The 21214-nt window shown below is 43.4% G+C and carries 14 protein-coding genes, 2 tRNA genes and 2 rRNA genes (1 of these 18 cut by a window edge); 14 read left to right on the top strand and 4 right to left on the bottom strand.

Annotation, left to right across the window (positions count from 1 at the left end; genetic code table 11):
• The first annotated feature begins 8 nt into the window (after window positions 1-8).
• A complete protein-coding gene (locus tag HWX15_RS07085) occupies window positions 9-548 on the top strand; it encodes a 5-formyltetrahydrofolate cyclo-ligase (RefSeq protein ID WP_175880665.1) in 540 nt (179 codons plus the stop codon).
• Window positions 532-1206: a rhomboid family intramembrane serine protease gene (locus tag HWX15_RS07080; RefSeq protein ID WP_175880664.1), complete on the top strand. Its 675-nt coding sequence runs from the start codon at window positions 532-534 to the stop codon at window positions 1204-1206. The genes HWX15_RS07085 and HWX15_RS07080 overlap by 17 nt, the downstream gene beginning before the upstream one ends.
• Before the next feature lie 53 nt (window positions 1207-1259).
• Here the strand turns inward: HWX15_RS07080 and galU are convergent, their stop codons facing one another.
• The 4 genes from galU to argS all read right to left on the bottom strand — a co-directional run bounded on the left by galU (window position 1260) and on the right by argS (window position 5990).
• Window positions 1260-2159, bottom strand: coding sequence for a UTP--glucose-1-phosphate uridylyltransferase GalU (galU, locus tag HWX15_RS07075; protein WP_175880663.1), 900 nt, complete (start codon window positions 2157-2159; stop codon window positions 1260-1262).
• A gap of 21 nt (window positions 2160-2180) precedes the next feature.
• Window positions 2181-3197: an NAD(P)H-dependent glycerol-3-phosphate dehydrogenase gene (locus HWX15_RS07070; RefSeq protein WP_175880662.1), complete on the bottom strand. Its 1017-nt coding sequence runs from the start codon at window positions 3195-3197 to the stop codon at window positions 2181-2183.
• 168 nt (window positions 3198-3365) lie between these two features.
• Window positions 3366-3611 carry a hypothetical protein gene (locus HWX15_RS07065; protein ID WP_033679559.1) on the bottom strand — a complete coding sequence of 82 codons (246 nt, stop codon included), beginning with the start codon at window positions 3609-3611 and terminating at the stop codon, window positions 3366-3368.
• A gap of 687 nt (window positions 3612-4298) precedes the next feature.
• Window positions 4299-5990: an arginine--tRNA ligase gene (gene argS, locus HWX15_RS07060; protein ID WP_175880661.1), complete on the bottom strand. Its 1692-nt coding sequence runs from the start codon at window positions 5988-5990 to the stop codon at window positions 4299-4301.
• A gap of 135 nt (window positions 5991-6125) precedes the next feature.
• Between argS and argR the strand changes: the two genes are divergently transcribed.
• From argR to HWX15_RS07000, 12 genes are all read left to right on the top strand, one after another.
• Window positions 6126-6572: an arginine repressor gene (gene argR / locus HWX15_RS07055; protein ID WP_001231476.1), complete on the top strand. Its 447-nt coding sequence runs from the start codon at window positions 6126-6128 to the stop codon at window positions 6570-6572.
• A gap of 50 nt (window positions 6573-6622) precedes the next feature.
• Entirely contained in the window at window positions 6623-9157 is a 2535-nt protein-coding gene (gene mutS, locus HWX15_RS07050; RefSeq protein WP_175880660.1) for a DNA mismatch repair protein MutS, read from the top strand.
• Between the two features lie 146 nt (window positions 9158-9303).
• Window positions 9304-11010, top strand: coding sequence for a multidrug efflux ABC transporter subunit PatA (gene patA / locus HWX15_RS07045; RefSeq protein ID WP_175880659.1), 1707 nt, complete (start codon window positions 9304-9306; stop codon window positions 11008-11010).
• 1 nt (window position 11011) lies between these two features.
• Window positions 11012-12778: a multidrug efflux ABC transporter subunit PatB gene (patB, locus tag HWX15_RS07040; RefSeq protein WP_175880658.1), complete on the top strand. Its 1767-nt coding sequence runs from the start codon at window positions 11012-11014 to the stop codon at window positions 12776-12778.
• Between the two features lie 138 nt (window positions 12779-12916).
• Window positions 12917-13606: a gamma-glutamyl-gamma-aminobutyrate hydrolase family protein gene (locus tag HWX15_RS07035; RefSeq protein ID WP_001138351.1), complete on the top strand. Its 690-nt coding sequence runs from the start codon at window positions 12917-12919 to the stop codon at window positions 13604-13606.
• Window positions 13607-13774: 168 nt separating this feature from the next.
• Complete coding sequence (locus tag HWX15_RS07030; protein ID WP_000018269.1) at window positions 13775-15124, top strand: glucose-6-phosphate isomerase; 1350 nt, start codon at window positions 13775-13777, stop codon at window positions 15122-15124.
• Window positions 15125-15251: 127 nt separating this feature from the next.
• The gene (gene gltX, locus HWX15_RS07025; protein WP_175880657.1) at window positions 15252-16712 is read left to right on the top strand and encodes a glutamate--tRNA ligase; all 1461 of its coding nucleotides are present in this window, start codon (window positions 15252-15254) and stop codon (window positions 16710-16712) included.
• 13 nt (window positions 16713-16725) lie between these two features.
• On the top strand, window positions 16726-17160 hold the full coding sequence (locus HWX15_RS07020; protein WP_175880656.1) for a cytidine deaminase family protein: 435 nt from the start codon (window positions 16726-16728) through the stop codon (window positions 17158-17160).
• A 134-nt stretch (window positions 17161-17294) separates the two neighbouring features.
• A tRNA-Glu gene (locus HWX15_RS07015) sits at window positions 17295-17366 on the top strand.
• 242 nt (window positions 17367-17608) lie between these two features.
• Window positions 17609-19154 (top strand): 16S ribosomal RNA (locus HWX15_RS07010).
• 51 nt (window positions 19155-19205) lie between these two features.
• Window positions 19206-19278 (top strand) — tRNA-Ala (locus HWX15_RS07005).
• A 125-nt stretch (window positions 19279-19403) separates the two neighbouring features.
• Window positions 19404-21214: ribosomal RNA gene (locus HWX15_RS07000) — 23S ribosomal RNA — on the top strand; it runs 1091 nt beyond the window's last position.
• Together the 16S and 23S rRNA genes with 2 tRNA genes alongside form the textbook arrangement of a ribosomal RNA operon.

Raw genomic sequence — 21214 nt, 5'->3', positions numbered from 1 at the left:
AATTGGCTATGAAAGCAGAATTACGCAAGCAAGTATTGCAAGAAATGAAGGCTATATCTCAAGAGCAAAAACAGGCTTTAAATCAAACTTTAACCGAGCGATTGTTACAACATCCCTTCTACCAAGAAGCCAAGGTCATCGCAACCTATCTCTCTTTTCCTCATGAGTTTCAAACGCAGAAACTGATTGAGCAGGCGCTGAAGGACGGCAAGAAGGTTCTGATACCCAAAACTTATCCCAAGGGGCGCATGGACTTTGTGGTATATGATCCGCAGCAGTTGGTAAAAACTTCCTTTGGATTACTGGAACCACAGGGAAATTTGGAAGTGGTGGATGCCTCTCAGATTGATTTGATTCATGTTCCGGGGCTGGCTTTTACGATAAGGGGCTATCGAATTGGCTATGGCGGAGGTTATTATGACCGCTATCTGGAACAGTTTACTGGTCATACTTTGAGTACGGTTTATCCTTGTCAAATTCGGGACTTTAGCCCTGAAAATCATGATATTCCTGTTCAGGAGGTACTGATTGATGAAAGGAATCTTTGATAGGCGTTACCCTGTGACGAGTTTCTTTCTCTTAGTGACGGCCTTGGTATTTCTACTAATGTTGGTGACCACAGGAGGAAACTTTTATAGGGCAGATACCCTATTTCGATTTGGAGCCATGTATGGGCCTGTCATTCGCCTCTTTCCTGAGCAGGTTTGGCGTCTCTTCTCTGCCATTTTTGTTCATATTGGGTGGGAGCATTTCATTGTTAATATGCTTTCGCTCTATTATCTTGGTAGGCAAGTAGAGGAGATTTTCGGTTCTAAGCAGTTTTTCTTTCTCTATCTCTTATCTGGAATGATGGGCAATCTCTTTGTTTTTGTATTTAGTCCCAAATCCTTAGCAGCAGGAGCCTCGACTTCTCTCTATGGGCTATTTGCTGCAATTATTGTTCTTCGCTATGCAACGCGTAATCCTTATATCCAGCAGTTGGGACAATCCTATCTGACACTTTTTGTGGTTAACATTATTGGAAGTGTTCTGATTCCAGGAATCAGCCTAGCAGGCCATATCGGTGGTGCAGTCGGTGGAGCATTTCTAGCAGTTATCTTTCCAGTTCGAGGAGAAAGACGGATGTATAGCGCTAGTCAGAGACTGGTAGCGTTAGTGTTGTTCGTAGGACTCGCAGTCTTGCTTCTCTACAGGGGGATGGGATGAAAATTTGTGTAATGAAAAAAGATAAGGAATTTTTCGAACCTTATCTTTTTATGTTATTCTTTCTCGGCCAATTCTTTTCCAAGCTGGATGAGGTAATCCTTCAAATCATCTTTGACTTGTGGGTGCTTGAGGGCGTAGTCAATAGATGTTTTCATAAAGCCGAACTTATCCCCAACGTCGTAACGAGCTCCTGTAAATTCACGGGCAAAAACACGCTGTGTTTTATTAAGCGTATCAATAGCATCGGTAAGCTGGATTTCATTTCCAGCACCAGGAGCCTGCTTTTCGAGGATCTCAAAAATTTCTGGTGTCAGAAGATAGCGACCGATAATAGCTAGATCACTTGGAGCCTCTTCTGGAGCTGGTTTTTCAACGAAAGTTTCAACGCTATAAAGACCGTTAATCCCTTCACCTTGAGGAGCGATAACTCCATATGATGAAACGTCTTCGTGTGGTACAGGCATGACAGCAATGGTTGAGGCGTGTGTCTTTTCGTAATCATTCATCAGTTGTTTTGTCAAAGGAACGGCATTCTCGTCTGTGATGTCCATAAGGTCATCACCCAGCATAACAACGAAGGGCTCATTCCCTACAAAAGCTTTGGCTTGTAAGACAGCATCTCCAAGACCACGAGGGTGAGTTTGGCGAATGAAATGGAGGCGCATACCAGTTGCTTCATCTACCAATTTTAACAAATCCGTTTTGCCTTTTTCCTTAAGATTGTATTCAAGCTCAAAGTTTGAGTCAAAGTGGTCCTCAATAGAACGTTTTGATTTACCAGTGACAACCAGAATATCTTCAATACCTGATTTGAGAGCCTCTTCCACGATGAACTGGATAGTTGGTTTGTCTACAATTGGCAACATTTCTTTGGCAAGAGCCTTGGTTGCTGGTAAAAATCGAGTTCCTAGTCCAGCGGCAGGAATGACTGCTTTTCTAACTTTCAGTGCCATAAGAATCCTTTCTCTAGAGGGTTAAGACCACTCATTTTCTGCTTTAAATTCATTGTTCATGATGTCATAAATGGCATCTTTGATATTGGTTCCGTGGTAGATAACTTGGTAAATGGCTTGTGTAATGGGCATATAGACTCCAAGTTCTTGCGCTAGTTCATAGGCTGCTCGGGTCGTCGAAATTCCTTCAATTACCATGCCCATATTGGCTTCGATATCAGCTAGAGATTCTCCACGACCAAGAGCATCTCCGGCTCTCCAGTTACGAGAGTGGATGGAGGTTCCCGTTACGATCAAGTCTCCTACACCGGATAAGCCACTATAGGTCAATGGACTGGCCCCAAGTGCTACTCCTAGGCGGGTAATTTCTGCCAGGCCTCGAGCGATGATGGCTGCCTTGGCATTGTCACCAAATCCTAAACCATGTAAGGCTCCAGCACCGACAGCGATAATGTTTTTAAGAGCACCAGCGGTTTCGACCCCGATAACATCCGTATTGGTATAAAGTCGGAAGTAGTGATTACTAAAGAGTTCTTGAACGTATTGAGCTGTGTGTAAATCTTTAGAAGCAGCAGTGATTAAAGTCAGGTCACGCACAATGGTCTCTTCTGCATGACTAGGGCCTGAAACAACGACAATATCACTGCGGAGATGTTCAGGAATTTCTTCTTCAAGGATGGTTGATAATCGTTTATGGCTATCAGGTTCTAATCCCTTTGATGCGTGCATGATGATAGCCTTATGATCTAAGGTTTGTGCAACTTGTTGGGCAACAAGTCGTGTCACTTTTGTTGGGACAACAAACAAAATCGCATCTACATCTTTTAATGCCTCTGATAAGTCGGTGTAGGCAATGATACTTTCATCTAGAACGACATCTTTAAAGTAGTGCTTGTTAGTATGATAGGTATTAATTTCATTGATTTGCTCGGGAAGATTTCCCCAAATACGTACCTCGTGTCCATTGTCATTTAAGACTTGTGAAAGGGCAGTTCCCCAAGAACCAGGCCCCAAGACGGCGACGGTTTGTTTTTCCATGATTTCCTCCTTAATAGAGTCCTTTCCCTTATTCTATCATATTTTAGAGGATTTTGCACTTTCATTGCTGGGGAGTGGTGGCTTTGTGACTTCAGAAATACACAAAAACCGAGGCTAAGTATTAAACTCTTAGTCTCGGTTTTCATATTTCTTAAAGAATGGCTAGGTTTATTTCAATTGATCTGTAATGTCTTTTGATAGCAACATTCCCAGATGATAAGTTTTATTGATGTAAGCAATGACATCATTGATATTTTCAGTCGTGTGAATTTTCTCTTTGATATCAGTCCTAAATGTTTCATCCTTCAAAAGTTGTTCTTGGTAGAGCCTTTGAAGTCTCTCCTTCTCGTACTTATTGAGCAGAAAAAGGAACACCAAGCTAATTACAACGAGGACATAAGCATATTGGCTCATAGAATATCTCCTTGGATAGTGAGGAAGTAGTAGTGAGTAGATTGAATTAGTGAAGCGTCTAAGCAAATACCTGATAGGATTTGGCGTTAGTTACTTAGACTACTTTACAATAAAGTGATTAAAAGATTATGACATGAACCAAACCCAATTGATACTATTTGGTTTGGTGAATTAGTGAAGCGTTTAGGCAAGTGTCTCTAGTTACGACGTCATGGTCTCTAAATCGATTATATTTAGAAACTATGACTGGTGAAGCAGTTAGCTAGTCCGCATATAAGCGACTAACGTCTAACAATTAGGAACTTTAGTTCCAATAATTTTAAGATTACGACGTTTTAGAACATAAATCGATCATATTTATGTCCTAAAACTAGTGAAGCGCCTAGCCAAATACCTAATAGAATTTGGCGTTAGTTACTTAGACTACTTTGCAATCAAGTAATTAAAAGATTACGACATGAGCCTAACCAAATCACCATGACTAGTGAAGCAGTTAGCTAGTCCGCATATAAGCAGCTAGCGTCTAACAATTGGGAACTTTAGTTCCAATAACTTTAAGATTACGACGTTTTAGGACATAAATCGATCATATTTATGTCCTAAAACTAGTGAAGCGTTTAGGCAATTCGCCATATAGCGATTGCCGTCAAGAGACTAGGAACTTTAGTTCCAGTCTCTTGTAACGATTTACATCTTCTCAGGCGATTCTACTCCAAGCAAGCGAAGGGCTTCTTTGAGAACAACTGCAGTTGCGTAGCTAAGAGCTAGACGGCTGTCGCGTTCTGGGCTTTCATCCAAGATACGTGTATGTGCATAGTATTTGTTAAAGGCTTGAGCCAGGCTAATTGCAAATTTAGCAATGATAGAAGGTTCAAAGTTATCCGCTGCACGGTTGATAATACGTGGGAAGTCTTGGATGAGTTTGATGATTTCCCAGCTTTCAGCATCATTCAAGCTATAGTTGCTAGCTGTTTCTGGTTTGAAGTCTGCTTTGCGCAAGATAGATTGGATACGAGCGTAGGCGTATTGAACATAAGGTCCAGTTTCACCCTCGAAGGATACCATAGCCTCTAAGTCGAAGTCGTATCCATTTGTACGGTCGGTTTTGAGGTCATAGAATTTAATGGCTCCAACCCCAACAGCATGGGCTACTTGGTCTTTGTTTTCAAGTTCAGGATTTTTAGCCTCGATTTGGGCCTTGGCACGACTAACGGCCTCTGCAACAGTTGGTTCTAGCAAGATGACATTCCCTTTACGAGTGGAGAGTTTTTTCCCCTCTTTTGTAACTAAACCAAAAGGAACGTGAGTAATGTCGTTACTCCAGTCGTAGCCCATTTCTTGCAAGACAGCTTTGAGCTGTTTAAAGTGGGCAGATTGCTCTTGACCAACGACATAGATAGATTTAGCAAATTGGTATTCGTTTTTACGGTAAAGAGCTGCAGCCAAGTCACGTGTGATGTAGAGAGTTGCACCATCAGATTTTTTGATAAGGGCTGGATGTTCAATTCCATATTTCTCAAGATTCACAACTTGGGCACCTTCTGATTCAACAAGAAGGCCTTTTTCAGAAAGAATGTCTACAACTGCATCCATCTTATCGTTGTAGAAGGCTTCTCCGTTGTAGCTGTCAAATTCGACTTGCAATTCATTGTAAAGGCGGTTAAATTCCACCAAACTTTCATCACGGAACCATTGCCAAAGTGCGAGAGCTTCCTCGTCTCCATTTTCAAGTTTACGGAACCATTCGCGTGCTTCTTCATCCAAACTTGGGTCATTTTCAGCCTCAGCGTTGATGCGGACATAGAGTTTAAGAAGTTCATCGATTGGATGAGCTTTTACAGCTTCTTCGTTGCCCCATTTTTTGTAGGCAACAATCAACATCCCAAACTGTTTCCCCCAGTCTCCCAAATGGTTGACCTTGACCGTTTGATAACCGATTTTTTGGAAGATATGTGACAAGCTATCTCCGATAACAGTTGAGCGCAGGTGACCAATAGAGAATGGTTTAGCGATATTGGGACTAGACATATCGATCACAACATTTTCTTGTTTGCCAATAGTTTGGTCAGCATAGTGTTCTTTTTCAGTGATAACAGCTTGCAATACTTGAGCAGAAATGGCAGATTTATCAAGGAAAAAGTTAACGTAAGGTCCTGTTGCAACAACCTTTTCAAAGGCTTGGCTGTTAATTTTTTCAGCCAGTTCAGCCGCAATCATTTGAGGTGCCTTACGTTCGACTTTTGCAAGTGAAAAAGCAGGGAAAGCAATGTCTCCCATTTCTGAGTTTTTAGGGGTTTCCAGTAAATTTAAAATAGCCTCTTGGTCCAGGCTATCAATGACGCTAGCCAATTCGCTAGCAATCAATTCTTTTGTATTCATTAAGAGCTCCTTTTTGGACTTTTCTACTATTTTATCACAATTTTAAAGAAAGAAGAAAAAATTTTTGAAATCTCCTATTTTTTTGGTATAATATAGTTATAAAAATAGTTATAAATATTCACATAAGAGGATTTTATGAGAAAAAGAGATCGTCATCAGTTAATAAAAAAAATGATTACTGAGGAGAAATTAAGTACACAAAAAGAAATTCAAGATCGGTTGGAGGCGCACAATGTTTTTGTGACGCAGACAACCCTGTCTCGTGATTTGCGCGAAATCGGCTTGACCAAGGTCAAGAAAAATGATATGGTGTATTATGTACTAGCAAATGAGACAGAAAAGATTGATTTGGTGGAATTTTTGTCTCATCATTTAGAAGGTGTTGCAAGAGCAGAGTTTACCTTGGTGCTTCATACCAAACTGGGAGAAGCCTCTGTTTTGGCAAATATTGTAGATGCAAACAAGGATGAATGGATTTTAGGAACAGTTGCTGGTGCCAATACCTTATTGGTCATTTGTCGAGACCAGCACGTTGCCAAACTCATGGAAGATCGTTTGCTAGATTTGATGAAAGATAAGTAAGGTCTTGGGAGTTGCTCTCAAGACTTATTTTTGACAAGGAGAGACGGAAAATGGCGACAGAAAAGCTATCACCCGGCATGCAACAGTATGTGGATATTAAAAAGCAATATCCAGATGCTTTTTTGCTCTTTCGGATGGGTGATTTTTATGAATTATTTTATGAGGATGCGGTCAATGCTGCGCAGATTCTGGAAATTTCCTTAACGAGTCGCAACAAGAATGCCGACAATCCGATTCCTATGGCGGGTGTTCCCTATCATTCTGCCCAACAGTATATCGATGTCTTGATTGAGCAGGGCTATAAGGTGGCTATCGCAGAGCAGATGGAAGATCCTAAACAAGCAGTTGGGGTTGTGAAACGAGAGGTTGTTCAGGTCATTACGCCAGGGACAGTGGTCGATAGCAGTAAGCCGGACAGTCAGAATAATTTTTTGGTTGCCATAGACCGTGATGGCAATCAATTTGGCCTAGCTTATATGGACCTGGTGACGGGTGACTTTTATGTGACAGGTCTTTTGGATTTCACGCTGGTTTGTGGGGAAATCCGTAATCTCAAGGCGCGAGAAGTGGTGCTGGGTTATGACCTGTCTGAGGAAGAAGAACAAATCCTCAGTCGTCAGATGAATCTGGTGCTCTCTTATGAAAAAGAAGGCTTTGAAGACCTTCATTTACTGGATTCACGATTGGCAGCTGTGGAGCAATCGGCCTCTAGTAAGCTACTCCAGTATGTTCATCGGACCCAGATGAGGGAATTGAACCACCTCAAGCCTGTTATCCGCTATGAAATCAAAGATTTCTTGCAGATGGATTATGCGACCAAGGCTAGTCTGGATTTGGTTGAGAATGCCCGTTCAGGCAAGAAGCAAGGCAGTCTTTTCTGGCTTTTGGATGAAACCAAAACGGCTATGGGTATGCGTCTCTTGCGTTCTTGGATTCATCGTCCTTTGATTGATAAGGAACGAATCGTCCAACGCCAAGAAGTGGTGCAGGTCTTTCTTGACCATTTCTTTGAGCGCAGTGATTTGACAGACAGTCTCAAGGGTGTTTATGATATCGAACGCTTGGCTAGTCGAGTTTCTTTTGGAAAAACCAATCCCAAGGATCTCTTGCAGCTGGCGACTACCTTGTCTAGTGTGCCACGGATTCGTGCGATTTTAGAAGGGATGGAGCAACCTGCTCTAGTCTATCTCATCGAACAATTGGATGAAATCCCTGAGTTGGAGAGTTTGATTAGCGCAGCGATTGCTCCTGAAGCTCCTCATGTGATTACAGATGGGGGAATTATCCGAACTGGATTTGATGAGACTTTAGACAAGTACCGTCGCGTTCTCAGAGAAGGGACTGGTTGGATTGCTGAGATTGAGGCTAAGGAACGCGAAAACTCTGGTATCAGCACGCTTAAGATTGACTACAATAAAAAGGATGGCTACTATTTCCATGTGACCAATTCACAACTGGGAAATGTGCCTGCTCACTTTTTCCGCAAGGCGACGCTGAAAAACTCAGAACGCTTCGGTACCGAGGAATTAGCTCGTATCGAAGGCGACATGTTGGAGGCACGTGAGAAGTCAGTCAATCTAGAGTACGAAATTTTTATGCGTATTCGTGAAGAGGTCAGCAAGTACATCCAACGTTTACAAGCTCTAGCCCAAGGAATTGCGACAGTTGATGTCCTGCAAAGTCTCGCAGTTGTTGCTGAAACCCAGCATTTGATTCGACCTGAATTCGGAGATGATTCGCGAATTGATATCCAGAAAGGGCGCCATGCTGTCGTTGAAAAGGTCATGGGGGCTCAGACCTATATTCCCAATACGATTCAGATGGCAGAAGATACCAGTATTCAACTGATTACAGGGCCCAACATGAGTGGGAAATCAACCTATATGCGTCAGTTAGCCATGACGGCAGTTATGGCCCAGTTGGGTTCTTATGTGCCAGCAGAAAGTGCCCATTTACCGATTTTTGATGCAATTTTTACCCGTATCGGAGCAGCCGATGACTTGGTTTCAGGTCAATCAACCTTCATGGTGGAGATGATGGAGGCCAATAATGCCATTTCGTATGCAACCAAAAATTCCTTGATTCTCTTTGATGAATTGGGACGGGGAACTGCAACTTATGATGGTATGGCTCTTGCTCAGTCCATCATCGAATACATTCATGAACATATCGGAGCCAAGACCCTCTTTGCGACCCACTACCATGAGTTGACTAGTCTGGAGTCTAGCTTGGAACACTTAGTCAATGTCCACGTGGCAACTTTGGAACAGGATGGGCAGGTTACCTTCCTTCACAAGATTGAACCAGGGCCAGCTGATAAATCCTACGGTATCCATGTTGCCAAGATTGCTGGCTTGCCGGCAGACCTTTTAGCAAGGGCGGATAAGATTTTGACTCAGTTAGAGAATCAAGGGACAGAAAGTCCTGCTCCCGTGAGGCAAACAAGTGCTGTCACAGAACAGATTTCACTCTTTGATACGACTGAAGAACATCCTATCCTAGAAGAATTAGCTAAACTGGATGTTTACAATATGACACCTATGCAGGCTATGAATGTCTTAGTTGAGTTAAAACAGAAACTATAAAACCAAGACTCACTAGTTAGTCTAGCTGTATCAAGGAGACTTCTTTGACAATCACCCACTTTTTTGCTAGAATAACATCACACAAACAGAATGAAAAGGAGCTGACGCATTGTCGCTCCCTTTTGTCTATTTTTTAAGGAGAAAGTATGCTGATTCAGAAAATAAAAACCTACAAGTGGCAGGCCTTGGCTTCGCTCCTGATGACAGGCTTGATGGTTGCCAGTTCACTTTTGCAACCGCGTTACCTGCAGGAAGTGTTAGACGCCCTACTTGCTGGGAAATATGAAGCAATTTATAGTATCGGGGCTTGGTTGATTGGTGTGGCTTTGGTCGGTCTAGTTGCTGGTGGGCTCAATGTTGTCCTCGCAGCCTATATTGCCCAAGGAGTTTCATCCGACCTTCGAGAGGATGCCTTCCGTAAAATCCAAACATTTTCTTATGCTAATATTGAACAATTTAATGCGGGAAATCTAGTCGTTCGCATGACAAATGATATCAACCAGATTCAGAATGTCGTCATGATGACCTTCCAAATTCTTTTCAGACTTCCCCTCTTGTTCATCGGTTCGTTTATTCTTGCAGTTCAAACCCTTCCTTCTCTATGGTGGGTAATTATTCTCATGGTGATCTTAATTTTTGGTTTGACTGCTGTCATGATGGGAATGATGGGGCCTCGTTTTGCCAAGTTTCAAACCCTTCTTGAGCGCATCAATGCCATTGCCAAGGAAAATTTGCGTGGCGTTCGCGTGGTCAAGTCCTTTGTCCAAGAAAAAGAGCAGTTTGCTAAGTTTACGGAGGTTTCAGACGAGCTTCTCGGTCAAAACCTTTACATCGGTTATGCCTTTTCAGTAGTGGAACCTTTCATGATGTTGGTCGGTTATGGGGCAGTATTCCTCTCTATTTGGCTGGTTGCTGGCATGGTTCAGTCGGATCCGTCTGTTGTTGGCTCCATTGCTTCTTTTGTCAATTACCTAAGCCAGATTATCTTTACCATTGTCATGGTTGGATTTTTGGGGAATTCTGTCAGTCGTGCTATGATTTCTATGCGTCGTATTCGAGAAATTCTGGACGCAGAGCCAGCCATGACCTTCAAGGATGTCCCAGATGAAGAGTTGGTCGGAAGTCTTAGCTTTGAAAATGTGACCTTTACCTATCCAATGGACAAGGAACCGATGCTGAAAGATGTGAGCTTTACTATTGAACCTGGTCAAATGGTTGGTGTCGTTGGAGCGACTGGTGCAGGAAAATCAACCTTGGCTCAATTGATTCCACGTCTCTTTGACCCGCAGGAAGGGGCTATCAAAATCGGTGGCAAGGATATTCGAGAAGTGAGTGAAGGGACCCTGCGTAAAACAGTTTCTATCGTTCTCCAACGTGCCATTCTCTTTAGTGGAACGATTGCAGATAACTTGAGACAGGGTAAGGGAGATGCTACTCTATTTGAAATGGAGCGCGCAGCAAATATTGCCCAAGCTAGTGAATTCATTCATCGTATGGAGAAAACCTTTGAAAGTCCAGTTGAGGAAAGGGGAACCAATTTCTCTGGTGGGCAAAAGCAAAGGATGTCGATTGCTCGTGGAATTGTCAGCAATCCACGTATTCTGATTTTTGACGATTCGACCTCGGCCTTGGATGCCAAGTCAGAGCGCCTGGTTCAAGAAGCCTTGAATAAGGACTTGAAAGGGACGACAACCATTATCATCGCTCAAAAGATTAGCTCGGTTGTTCATGCAGATAAAATCTTGGTTCTAGATCAAGGACGATTGATTGGTCAAGGTACGCATGCAGACTTGGTTGCCAACAATGCCGTTTACCGTGAAATCTACGAAACACAGAAAGGAAAGGAGGAGTAAAATGAAGACAGTTCAATTTTTTTGGAATTATTTTAAAGTCTATAAGCTATCATTTGTAGTTGTCATCCTGATGATTGTTCTGGCTACTCTTGCCCAAGCTCTCTTTCCGGTCTTTTCTGGACAAGCAGTAACAGAGCTAGCCAATTTAGTTCAAGCTTATCAAGATGGCAATCCAGAACTTGTTTGGCAAAGCCTATCAGGAATCATGTTCAATCTTGGTCTGCTGGTTTTGGTTCTATTTATCTCTAGTGTGATATACATGTGTCTCATGACGCGCGTGATTGCGGAGTCGACCAACGAGATGCGCAAAGGTCTCTTCGGTAAGCTTGCTCGGTTAACGGTTTCTTTCTTTGACCGCCGACAGGATGGCGATATACTGTCTCGTTTTACCAGTGATTTGGATAATATCCTCCAAGCCTTTAACGAAAGTTTGATTCAGGTCATGAGCAATATTGTTTTATATATCGGTCTGATTCTTGTCATGTTTTCGAGAAATGTGACCCTGGCCCTCATCACTATTGCCAGCACACCAGTGGCCTTCCTTATGCTGATTTTTATTGTAAAAATGGCACGCAAATACACCAACCTCCAGCAGAAAGAGGTAGGGGAACTCAACGCCTATATGGACGAGAGTATTTCAGGCCAAAAAGCCGTGATTGTGCAAGGAATTCAAGAGGATATGATGGCAGGATTTCTTGAACAAAATGAGCGCGTGCGCAAGGCAACCTTTAAAGGAAGAATGTTCTCAGGAATTCTTTTCCCTGTCATGAATGGTATGAGTTTGGTTAACACAGCCATCGTCATCTTTGCTGGTTCAGCTGTACTTTTGAATGATAAGTCTATTGAAACAAGTACAGCCCTAGGTTTGATTGTTATGTTTGCCCAATTTTCACAGCAGTACTACCAGCCTATTATCCAAGTTGCAGCTAGTTGGGGAAGCCTTCAGTTAGCCTTTACGGGGGCTGAACGGATTCAGGAAATGTTTGACGCAGAGGAAGAAATCCGACCTGAAAAGGCTCCGGTCTTCACTCAGTTGCAAGAAGGTGTTGAAATTAGTCATATTGATTTTTCATACCTACCTGATAAACCTATTTTGAAAGATGTCAGCATTTCTGCCCCTAAAGGCCAGATGACAGCAGTTGTTGGTCCGACTGGGTCAGGGAAAACGACTATTATGAACCTCATCAATCGCTTTTATGATGTTGATGCTGGTGGTATTTATTTTGACGGCAAAGACATCCGTGACTATGATTTAGATAGTCTTAGAAGCAAGGTGGGGATTGTCTTGCAAGATTCGGTCTTGTTTAGCGGAACGATTCGAGACAATATCCGTTTCGGTGTGCCAGATGCTAGTCAAGAAATGGTTGAGGCAGCAGCCAAGGCAACCCATATTCATGACTATATCGAAAGCTTACCTGACAAATACGATACTCTTATCGATGATGACCAGAGCATCTTCTCAACAGGGCAAAAACAATTGATTTCTATCGCTCGAACCCTGATGACAGATCCAGAAGTTCTCATTCTCGATGAAGCCACTTCAAACGTAGATACGGTGACAGAAAGCAAGATTCAGCATGCCATGGAGGCGGTTGTAGCAGGCAGAACTAGTTTCGTCATTGCCCACCGTTTGAAGACCATCCTCAATGCTGATCAGATTATTGTCCTTAAAGATGGAGAAGTCATTGAACGTGGTAACCACTATGAACTCTTGAAGCTAGGTGGATTCTATTCAGAACTCTATCACAATCAATTTGTTTTTGAATAAGAAAAAAGTTGTCCTATGTGGGCAGCTTTTTCTTGTCCATAAAAAATTTTTATCACAGCCTTAAAAAAAACATATTAGACGAAAGGCGTTTTGAGTGATATGATAGGACTATCGCTAGTATTCGAAAGGAGAGACATCATGCCTAGAACGGTTGTAGGAGTTGCTGCAAATCTATGTCCCGTAGATGCAGAAGGCAAAAACATTCATTCATCTGTATCTTGTAGATTCGCAGAGAGCATTCGTCAAGTCGGCGGTCTCCCTTTAGTCATTCCTGTTGGTGATGAGTCAGTTGTACGCGATTATGTAGAAATGATTGACAAACTTATCTTGACAGGCGGTCAAAATGTCCATCCTCAGTTTTATGGAGAGAAAAAGACCATCGAGAGCGATGATTACAATCTAGTACGTGATGAGTTTGAACTGGCTCTCCTGAAAGAAGCGCTTCGTCAGAATAAACCAATTATGGCAATCTGTCGCGGTGTCCAACTTGTCAATGTTGCCTTTGGTGGAACCCTCAATCAAGAAATCGAAGGTCACTGGCAAGGCCTACCTTTCGGAACATCTCACTCTATTGAGACAGTGGAAGGAAGCGTGGTGGCCAAGCTATTTGGGAAAGAAAGTCAGGTCAACTCTGTCCATCGTCAAAGCATTAAAGATTTGGCACCTAATTTCCGTGTAACTGCTATTGATCCAAGAGACCAGACCATCGAAGCGATTGAGTCTATCGATGAGCACCGCATTATCGGTTTGCAGTGGCATCCAGAGTTTCTGGTTAATGAAGAAGATGGTAATTTAGAATTATTTGAGTATTTATTGAATGAACTGTAACGACTGGAACATCTAGTCGTTCTTTCTTTTATTTTTTCAAAATTTTTGGAATGTGGGATTTTACGCAAACGTTTGAATTCTGATAAAAATTGGAGAAATTCGATAAAAAACTTGAAAAAAACGAAGGTAAGCGTTATGATAGAAAAGAAGAAATATTGGAGGAATAACATGTCACATATTAAATTTGATTATTCAAAAGTCTTAGACAAATTTGTTGCACCACATGAAGTGGAATACATGCAATCACAAGTAACAGCAGCAGATGAATTGATCCGTAAAGGAACTGGTGCTGGTAGCGACTTCTTGGGATGGTTGGATCTTCCTGAAAACTACGACCGTGAAGAATTTGACCGTATCTTGAAAGCTGCTGAGCAAATCAAATCAGACAGCGATGTCTTGGTTGTAATCGGTATCGGTGGATCTTACCTTGGTGCCAAAGCAGCAATCGACTTCTTGAACCACCACTTTGCTAACTTGCAAACAAAAGAAGAACGCAAGGCTCCACAAATCCTTTACGCAGGAAATTCAATCTCATCTACTTACCTTGCTGACTTGGTAGAGTATGTTGCAGACAAAGACTTCTCAGTAAACGTGATTTCTAAATCAGGTACAACAACTGAACCAGCCATTGCTTTCCGCGTTTTCAAAGAACTCTTGGTTAAGAAATACGGTCAAGAAGAAGCAAACAAACGTATCTATGCCACAACTGACCGCCAAAAAGGTGCTGTTAAGGTTGAAGCAGACGCTAACGGATGGGAAACATTTGTTGTTCCAGATGATATCGGTGGACGCTTCTCAGTATTGACAGCCGTTGGTTTGCTTCCAATCGCTGCATCAGGAGCTGATATCAAAGCCCTTATGGAAGGTGCGAATGCAGCTCGCAAAGACTACACTTCAGATAAAATCTCTGAAAACGAAGCTTACCAATACGCAGCAGTTCGTAACATCCTTTACCGTAAAGGCTATGCAACTGAAATCTTGGTAAACTATGAGCCATCACTTCAGTACTTCTCAGAATGGTGGAAACAATTGGCTGGTGAATCAGAAGGGAAAGACCAAAAAGGTATCTACCCAACTTCAGCCAACTTCTCAACTGACTTGCACTCACTTGGTCAATTTATCCAAGAAGGAACTCGTATCATGTTTGAAACGGTTGTTCGTGTTGACAAACCTCGTAAAAACGTTATTATTCCTACATTGGAAGAAGACCTTGATGGACTTGGTTACCTTCAAGGAAAAGACGTTGACTTTGTAAACAAAAAAGCGACTGATGGTGTTCTTCTTGCCCACACAGATGGTGATGTACCAAACATGTACGTGACTCTTCCAGAGCAAGACGCCTTCACTCTTGGTTACACTATCTACTTCTTCGAATTGGCTATCGCCCTTTCTGGTTACTTGAACGCCATCAACCCATTTGACCAACCAGGTGTTGAAGCTTACAAACGTAACATGTTCGCCCTTCTTGGAAAACCAGGATTTGAAGAATTAAGCAAAGAACTTAACGCACGTCTATAATAGAAGAAAAGAGTGGTTTGTCCACTCTTTTTACTCTCTTTATTCATAGCAATTGGACTCAGCCAAGACTTGTGATATAATATAGAGAGCAAAAAGGCAGACGCCTAGAGACTTTATAGGAGAAACTATGTCAAAAGATATCCGCGTACGTTACGCACCAAGTCCAACAGGACTACTACACATCGGGAATGCCCGTACAGCATTGTTCAACTACTTGTATGCACGTCATCATAGTGGAACTTTTATTATTCGTATAGAAGATACTGACCGTAAACGTCATGTCGAAGATGGGGAACGTTCACAGCTTGAAAACCTTCGTTGGTTAGGTATGGATTGGGATGAAAGCCCAGAAACACATGAAAATTACCGCCAGTCTGAGCGTTTGGACTTGTATCAAAAATACATTGACCAATTGCTAGCTGAAGGAAAAGCCTACAAATCTTATGTTACAGAAGAAGAGTTGGCAGCTGAACGCGAACGCCAAGAAGCAGCTGGTGAAACCCCTCGTTACATCAATGAATACCTTGGTATGAGTGAAGAGGAGAAAGCAGCTTACATCGCAGAACGTGAAGCAGCAGGGATCATCCCAACTGTTCGTTTGGCTGTCAATGAGTCAGGTATCTACAAGTGGCATGATATGGTCAAAGGTGATATCGAATTTGAAGGTGGCAATATCGGTGGTGACTGGGTTATCCAAAAGAAAGACGGCTATCCAACTTACAACTTTGCCGTTGTTATCGATGACCACGATATGCAAATCTCTCATGTTATCCGTGGAGATGACCATATTGCTAACACACCAAAACAGCTTATGGTTTATGAAGCACTTGGTTGGGAAGCTCCAGAGTTCGGTCACATGACCTTGATTATCAACTCTGAGACTGGTAAGAAGTTATCTAAACGTGATACTAATACACTTCAATTTATCGAAGATTACCGTAAGAAGGGTTACCTTCCAGAAGCGGTCTTTAACTTTATTGCTCTTCTTGGTTGGAACCCAGGTGGCGAAGATGAAATCTTCTCTCGTGAAGAACTCATTAAACTTTTCGATGAAAACCGCCTCAGCAAGTCTCCAGCAGCCTTTGACCAGAAAAAACTCGACTGGATGAGCAATGATTATATCAAGAATGCAGACCTAGAAACTATCTTTGAAATGGCAAAACCATTCTTAGAGGAAGCAGGCCGTTTAACTGACAAGGCTGAAAAATTAGTTGAGCTCTATAAACCACAAATGAAATCAGTAGATGAGATTATCCCATTGACAGATCTCTTCTTCTCAGATTTCCCAGAATTGACAGAAGCAGAGCGCGAAGTTATGGCGGGTGAAACAGTTCCAACAGTTCTCGAAGCCTTCAAAGCAAAACTTGAGGCGATGACAGATGATGAATTTGTGACAGAGAATATCTTCCCACAAATTAAAGCAGTCCAAAAAGAAACAGGGATTAAAGGGAAAAATCTTTTCATGCCTATTCGTATCGCTGTTTCAGGTGAAATGCATGGACCAGAATTGCCAGATACGATCTTCTTGCTAGGTCGTGAAAAATCAATCCAGCATATCGAAAATATGTTAAAGGAAATCTCTAAGTAAGAAGGGTACAACAATGGACATCTGGGAAAAGATGCACGAAGAAGCACAGAAACTATACAATCCACATGAAGTATCTGATTTTGTTTACGCTAACCATGTTGTGGCCGCAGTAGAAGCAGAAGATGGACAAATATTTACAGGTTTCTGTATGGAGGGAACCTGTGGTGTTTTCCATCTCTGCGCAGAGCGGGCGGCCCTCTTCAATATGTACCAATTTTCAGGACAAACTAAGGTTAAGAAAGTATTAGCCTTTCGAGATAAACCACCTTATGGTGGAAGTTCAGCCATGCCTTGCGGTGCTTGTAGAGAATTCCTTTTAGAACTGAATGCTGAAAATAAAGATGCAGAATTCATGATGGACTATGATACAAGAAAAACAGTTAAAGTCGCAGAACTAATCCCTTATTGGTGGGGAGAAGAACGTGCTTCTAAGTTTAATAATCAATAGGAGAGTCAGTATAATTCTGGCTCTTTTTACTATAATTTGAAAAACTGTACTTGAAAAACTTAAAAAAGTTAAAAAAAGGTGTTGACAAAGTTTGAAAAGTCGGTATAATAGTAAGAGTTGAAAATAACAACTCTGGTCCGTTGGTCAAGGGGTTAAGACACCGCCTTTTCACGGCGGTAACACGGGTTCGAATCCCGTACGGACTATGGGTATGTTACGGTTGTAACACTTGATGAAAAAAACTTAAAAAAGTTTCAAAAAAGTGTTGACAAGCGAAAGCGGCTGTGATATACTAATATAGTTGTCGCTTGAGAGAAGCGAGTGACAAAGACCTTTGAAAACTGAACAAGACGAACCAATGTGCAGGGCACTACAACAACTGTTGTAGTACTGAACAATGAAAAAACAATAAATCTGTCAGTGACAGAAATGAGTGAGAACTCAAACTTTTAATGAGAGTTTGATCCTGGCTCAGGACGAACGCTGGCGGCGTGCCTAATACATGCAAGTAGAACGCTGAAGGAGGAGCTTGCTTCTCTGGATGAGTTGCGAACGGGTGAGTAACGCGTAGGTAACCTGCCTGGTAGCGGGGGATAACTATTGGAAACGATAGCTAATACCGCATAAGAGTAGATGTTGCATGACATTTGCTTAAAAGGTGCAATTGCATCACTACCAGATGGACCTGCGTTGTATTAGCTAGTTGGTGGGGTAACGGCTCACCAAGGCGACGATACATAGCCGACCTGAGAGGGTGATCGGCCACACTGGGACTGAGACACGGCCCAGACTCCTACGGGAGGCAGCAGTAGGGAATCTTCGGCAATGGACGGAAGTCTGACCGAGCAACGCCGCGTGAGTGAAGAAGGTTTTCGGATCGTAAAGCTCTGTTGTAAGAGAAGAACGAGTGTGAGAGTGGAAAGTTCACACTGTGACGGTATCTTACCAGAAAGGGACGGCTAACTACGTGCCAGCAGCCGCGGTAATACGTAGGTCCCGAGCGTTGTCCGGATTTATTGGGCGTAAAGCGAGCGCAGGCGGTTAGATAAGTCTGAAGTTAAAGGCTGTGGCTTAACCATAGTACGCTTTGGAAACTGTTTAACTTGAGTGCAAGAGGGGAGAGTGGAATTCCATGTGTAGCGGTGAAATGCGTAGATATATGGAGGAACACCGGTGGCGAAAGCGGCTCTCTGGCTTGTAACTGACGCTGAGGCTCGAAAGCGTGGGGAGCAAACAGGATTAGATACCCTGGTAGTCCACGCCGTAAACGATGAGTGCTAGGTGTTAGACCCTTTCCGGGGTTTAGTGCCGTAGCTAACGCATTAAGCACTCCGCCTGGGGAGTACGACCGCAAGGTTGAAACTCAAAGGAATTGACGGGGGCCCGCACAAGCGGTGGAGCATGTGGTTTAATTCGAAGCAACGCGAAGAACCTTACCAGGTCTTGACATCCCTCTGACCGCTCTAGAGATAGAGTTTTCCTTCGGGACAGAGGTGACAGGTGGTGCATGGTTGTCGTCAGCTCGTGTCGTGAGATGTTGGGTTAAGTCCCGCAACGAGCGCAACCCCTATTGTTAGTTGCCATCATTCAGTTGGGCACTCTAGCGAGACTGCCGGTAATAAACCGGAGGAAGGTGGGGATGACGTCAAATCATCATGCCCCTTATGACCTGGGCTACACACGTGCTACAATGGCTGGTACAACGAGTCGCAAGCCGGTGACGGCAAGCTAATCTCTTAAAGCCAGTCTCAGTTCGGATTGTAGGCTGCAACTCGCCTACATGAAGTCGGAATCGCTAGTAATCGCGGATCAGCACGCCGCGGTGAATACGTTCCCGGGCCTTGTACACACCGCCCGTCACACCACGAGAGTTTGTAACACCCGAAGTCGGTGAGGTAACCGTAAGGAGCCAGCCGCCTAAGGTGGGATAGATGATTGGGGTGAAGTCGTAACAAGGTAGCCGTATCGGAAGGTGCGGCTGGATCACCTCCTTTCTAAGGATAAGGAACTGCGCATTGGTCTTGTTTAGTCTTGAGAGGTCTTGTGGGGCCTTAGCTCAGCTGGGAGAGCGCCTGCTTTGCACGCAGGAGGTCAGCGGTTCGATCCCGCTAGGCTCCATTGGTGAGAGATCACCAAGTAATGCACATTGAAAATTGAATATCTATATCAAATAGTAACAAGAAAATAAACCGAAAACGCTGTAGTATTAATAAGAGTTTATGACTGAAAGGTCAGAAAAATAAGGTTAAGTTAATAAGGGCGCACGGTGGATGCCTTGGCACTAGGAGCCGAAGAAGGACGTGACAAACGACGATATGCCTTGGGTAGCTGTAAGTAAGCGATGATCCAGGGATTTCCGAATGGGGGAACCCAACAGGTACTACCTGTTACCCGCATCTGTTAAGGATGTGAGGAGGAAGACGCAGTGAACTGAAACATCTAAGTAGCTGCAGGAAGAGAAAGCAAAAGCGATTGCCTTAGTAGCGGCGAGCGAAACGGCAGAAGGGCAAACCGAAGAGTTTACTCTTCGGGGTTGTAGGACTGCAATGTGGACTCAAAGATTATAGAAGAATGATTTGGGAAGATCAGCCAAAGAGAGTAATAGCCTCGTATTTAAAATAGTCTTTGTACCTAGCAGTATCCTGAGTACGGCGGGACACGAGAAATCCCGTCGGAATCTGGGAGGACCATCTCCCAACCCTAAATACTCCCTAGTGACCGATAGTGAACCAGTACCGTGAGGGAAAGGTGAAAAGCACCCCGGGAGGGGAGTGAAATAGAACCTGAAACCGTGTGCCTACAACAAGTTCGAGCCCGTTAATGGGTGAGAGCGTGCCTTTTGTAGAATGAACCGGCGAGTTACGTTATGATGCGAGGTTAAGTTGAAGAGACGGAGCCGTAGGGAAACCGAGTCTGAACAGGGCGAATTAGTATCATGACGTAGACCCGAAACCATGTGACCTACCCATGAGCAGGTTGAAGGTGCGGTAAGACGCACTGGAGGACCGAACCAGGGCACGTTGAAAAGTGCTTGGATGACTTGTGGGTAGCGGAGAAATTCCAAACGAACTTGGAGATAGCTGGTTCTCTCCGAAATAGCTTTAGGGCTAGCGTCGATATTAGAGATTCTTGGAGGTAGAGCACTGTTTGGGTGAGGGGTCCATCCCGGATTACCAATCTCAGATAAACTCCGAATGCCAATGAATTATGGTCGGCAGTCAGACTGCGAGTGCTAAGATCCGTAGTCGAAAGGGAAACAGCCCAGACCACCAGCTAAGGTCCCAAAATAATTGTTAAGTGGAAAAGGATGTGGGGTTGCACAGACAACTAGGATGTTAGCTTAGAAGCAGCTATTCATTCAAAGAGTGCGTAATAGCTCACTAGTCGAGTGACCCTGCGCCGAAAATGTACCGGGGCTAAAACAATTTACCGAAGCTGTGGATACCTTTATAGGTATGGTAGGAGAGCGTTCTATGTGTGAAGAAGGTATACCGTGAGGAGTGCTGGAACGCATAGAAGTGAGAATGCCGGTATGAGTAGCGAAAGACAGGTGAGAATCCTGTCCACCGTAAGACTAAGGTTTCCAGGGGAAGGCTCGTCCGCCCTGGGTTAGTCGGGACCTAAGGAGAGACCGAAAGGTGTATCCGATGGACAACAGGTTGATATTCCTGTACTAGAGTATGTAGTGATGGAGGGACGCAGTAGGCTAACTAAAGCAGACGATTGGAAGAGTCTGTCTAAGCAGTGAGGTGTGAATTGAGTTAAATGCTTAGTTCTATAACATTGAGCTGTGATGGGGAGCGAAGTTTAGTAGCGAAGTTAGTGACGTCACACTGCCAAGAAAAGCTTCTAGCGTTTAAACATACTCTACCCGTACCGCAAACCGACACAGGTAGTCGAGGCGAGTAGCCTCAGGTGAGCGAGAGAACTCTCGTTAAGGAACTCGGCAAAATGACCCCGTAACTTCGGGAGAAGGGGTGCTGACTTTAAGTCAGCCGCAGTGAATAGGCCCAAGCAACTGTTTATCAAAAACACAGCTCTCTGCTAAATCGTA

Origin of the sequence: Streptococcus thalassemiae (genome assembly GCF_903645285.1) — a bacterium.
In the GTDB taxonomy this organism is placed as follows: domain Bacteria; phylum Bacillota; class Bacilli; order Lactobacillales; family Streptococcaceae; genus Streptococcus; species Streptococcus thalassemiae.
The sequence above is the reverse complement of the archived record's forward strand: the minus strand, read 5'-3'. Positions and strand labels throughout refer to the sequence as shown.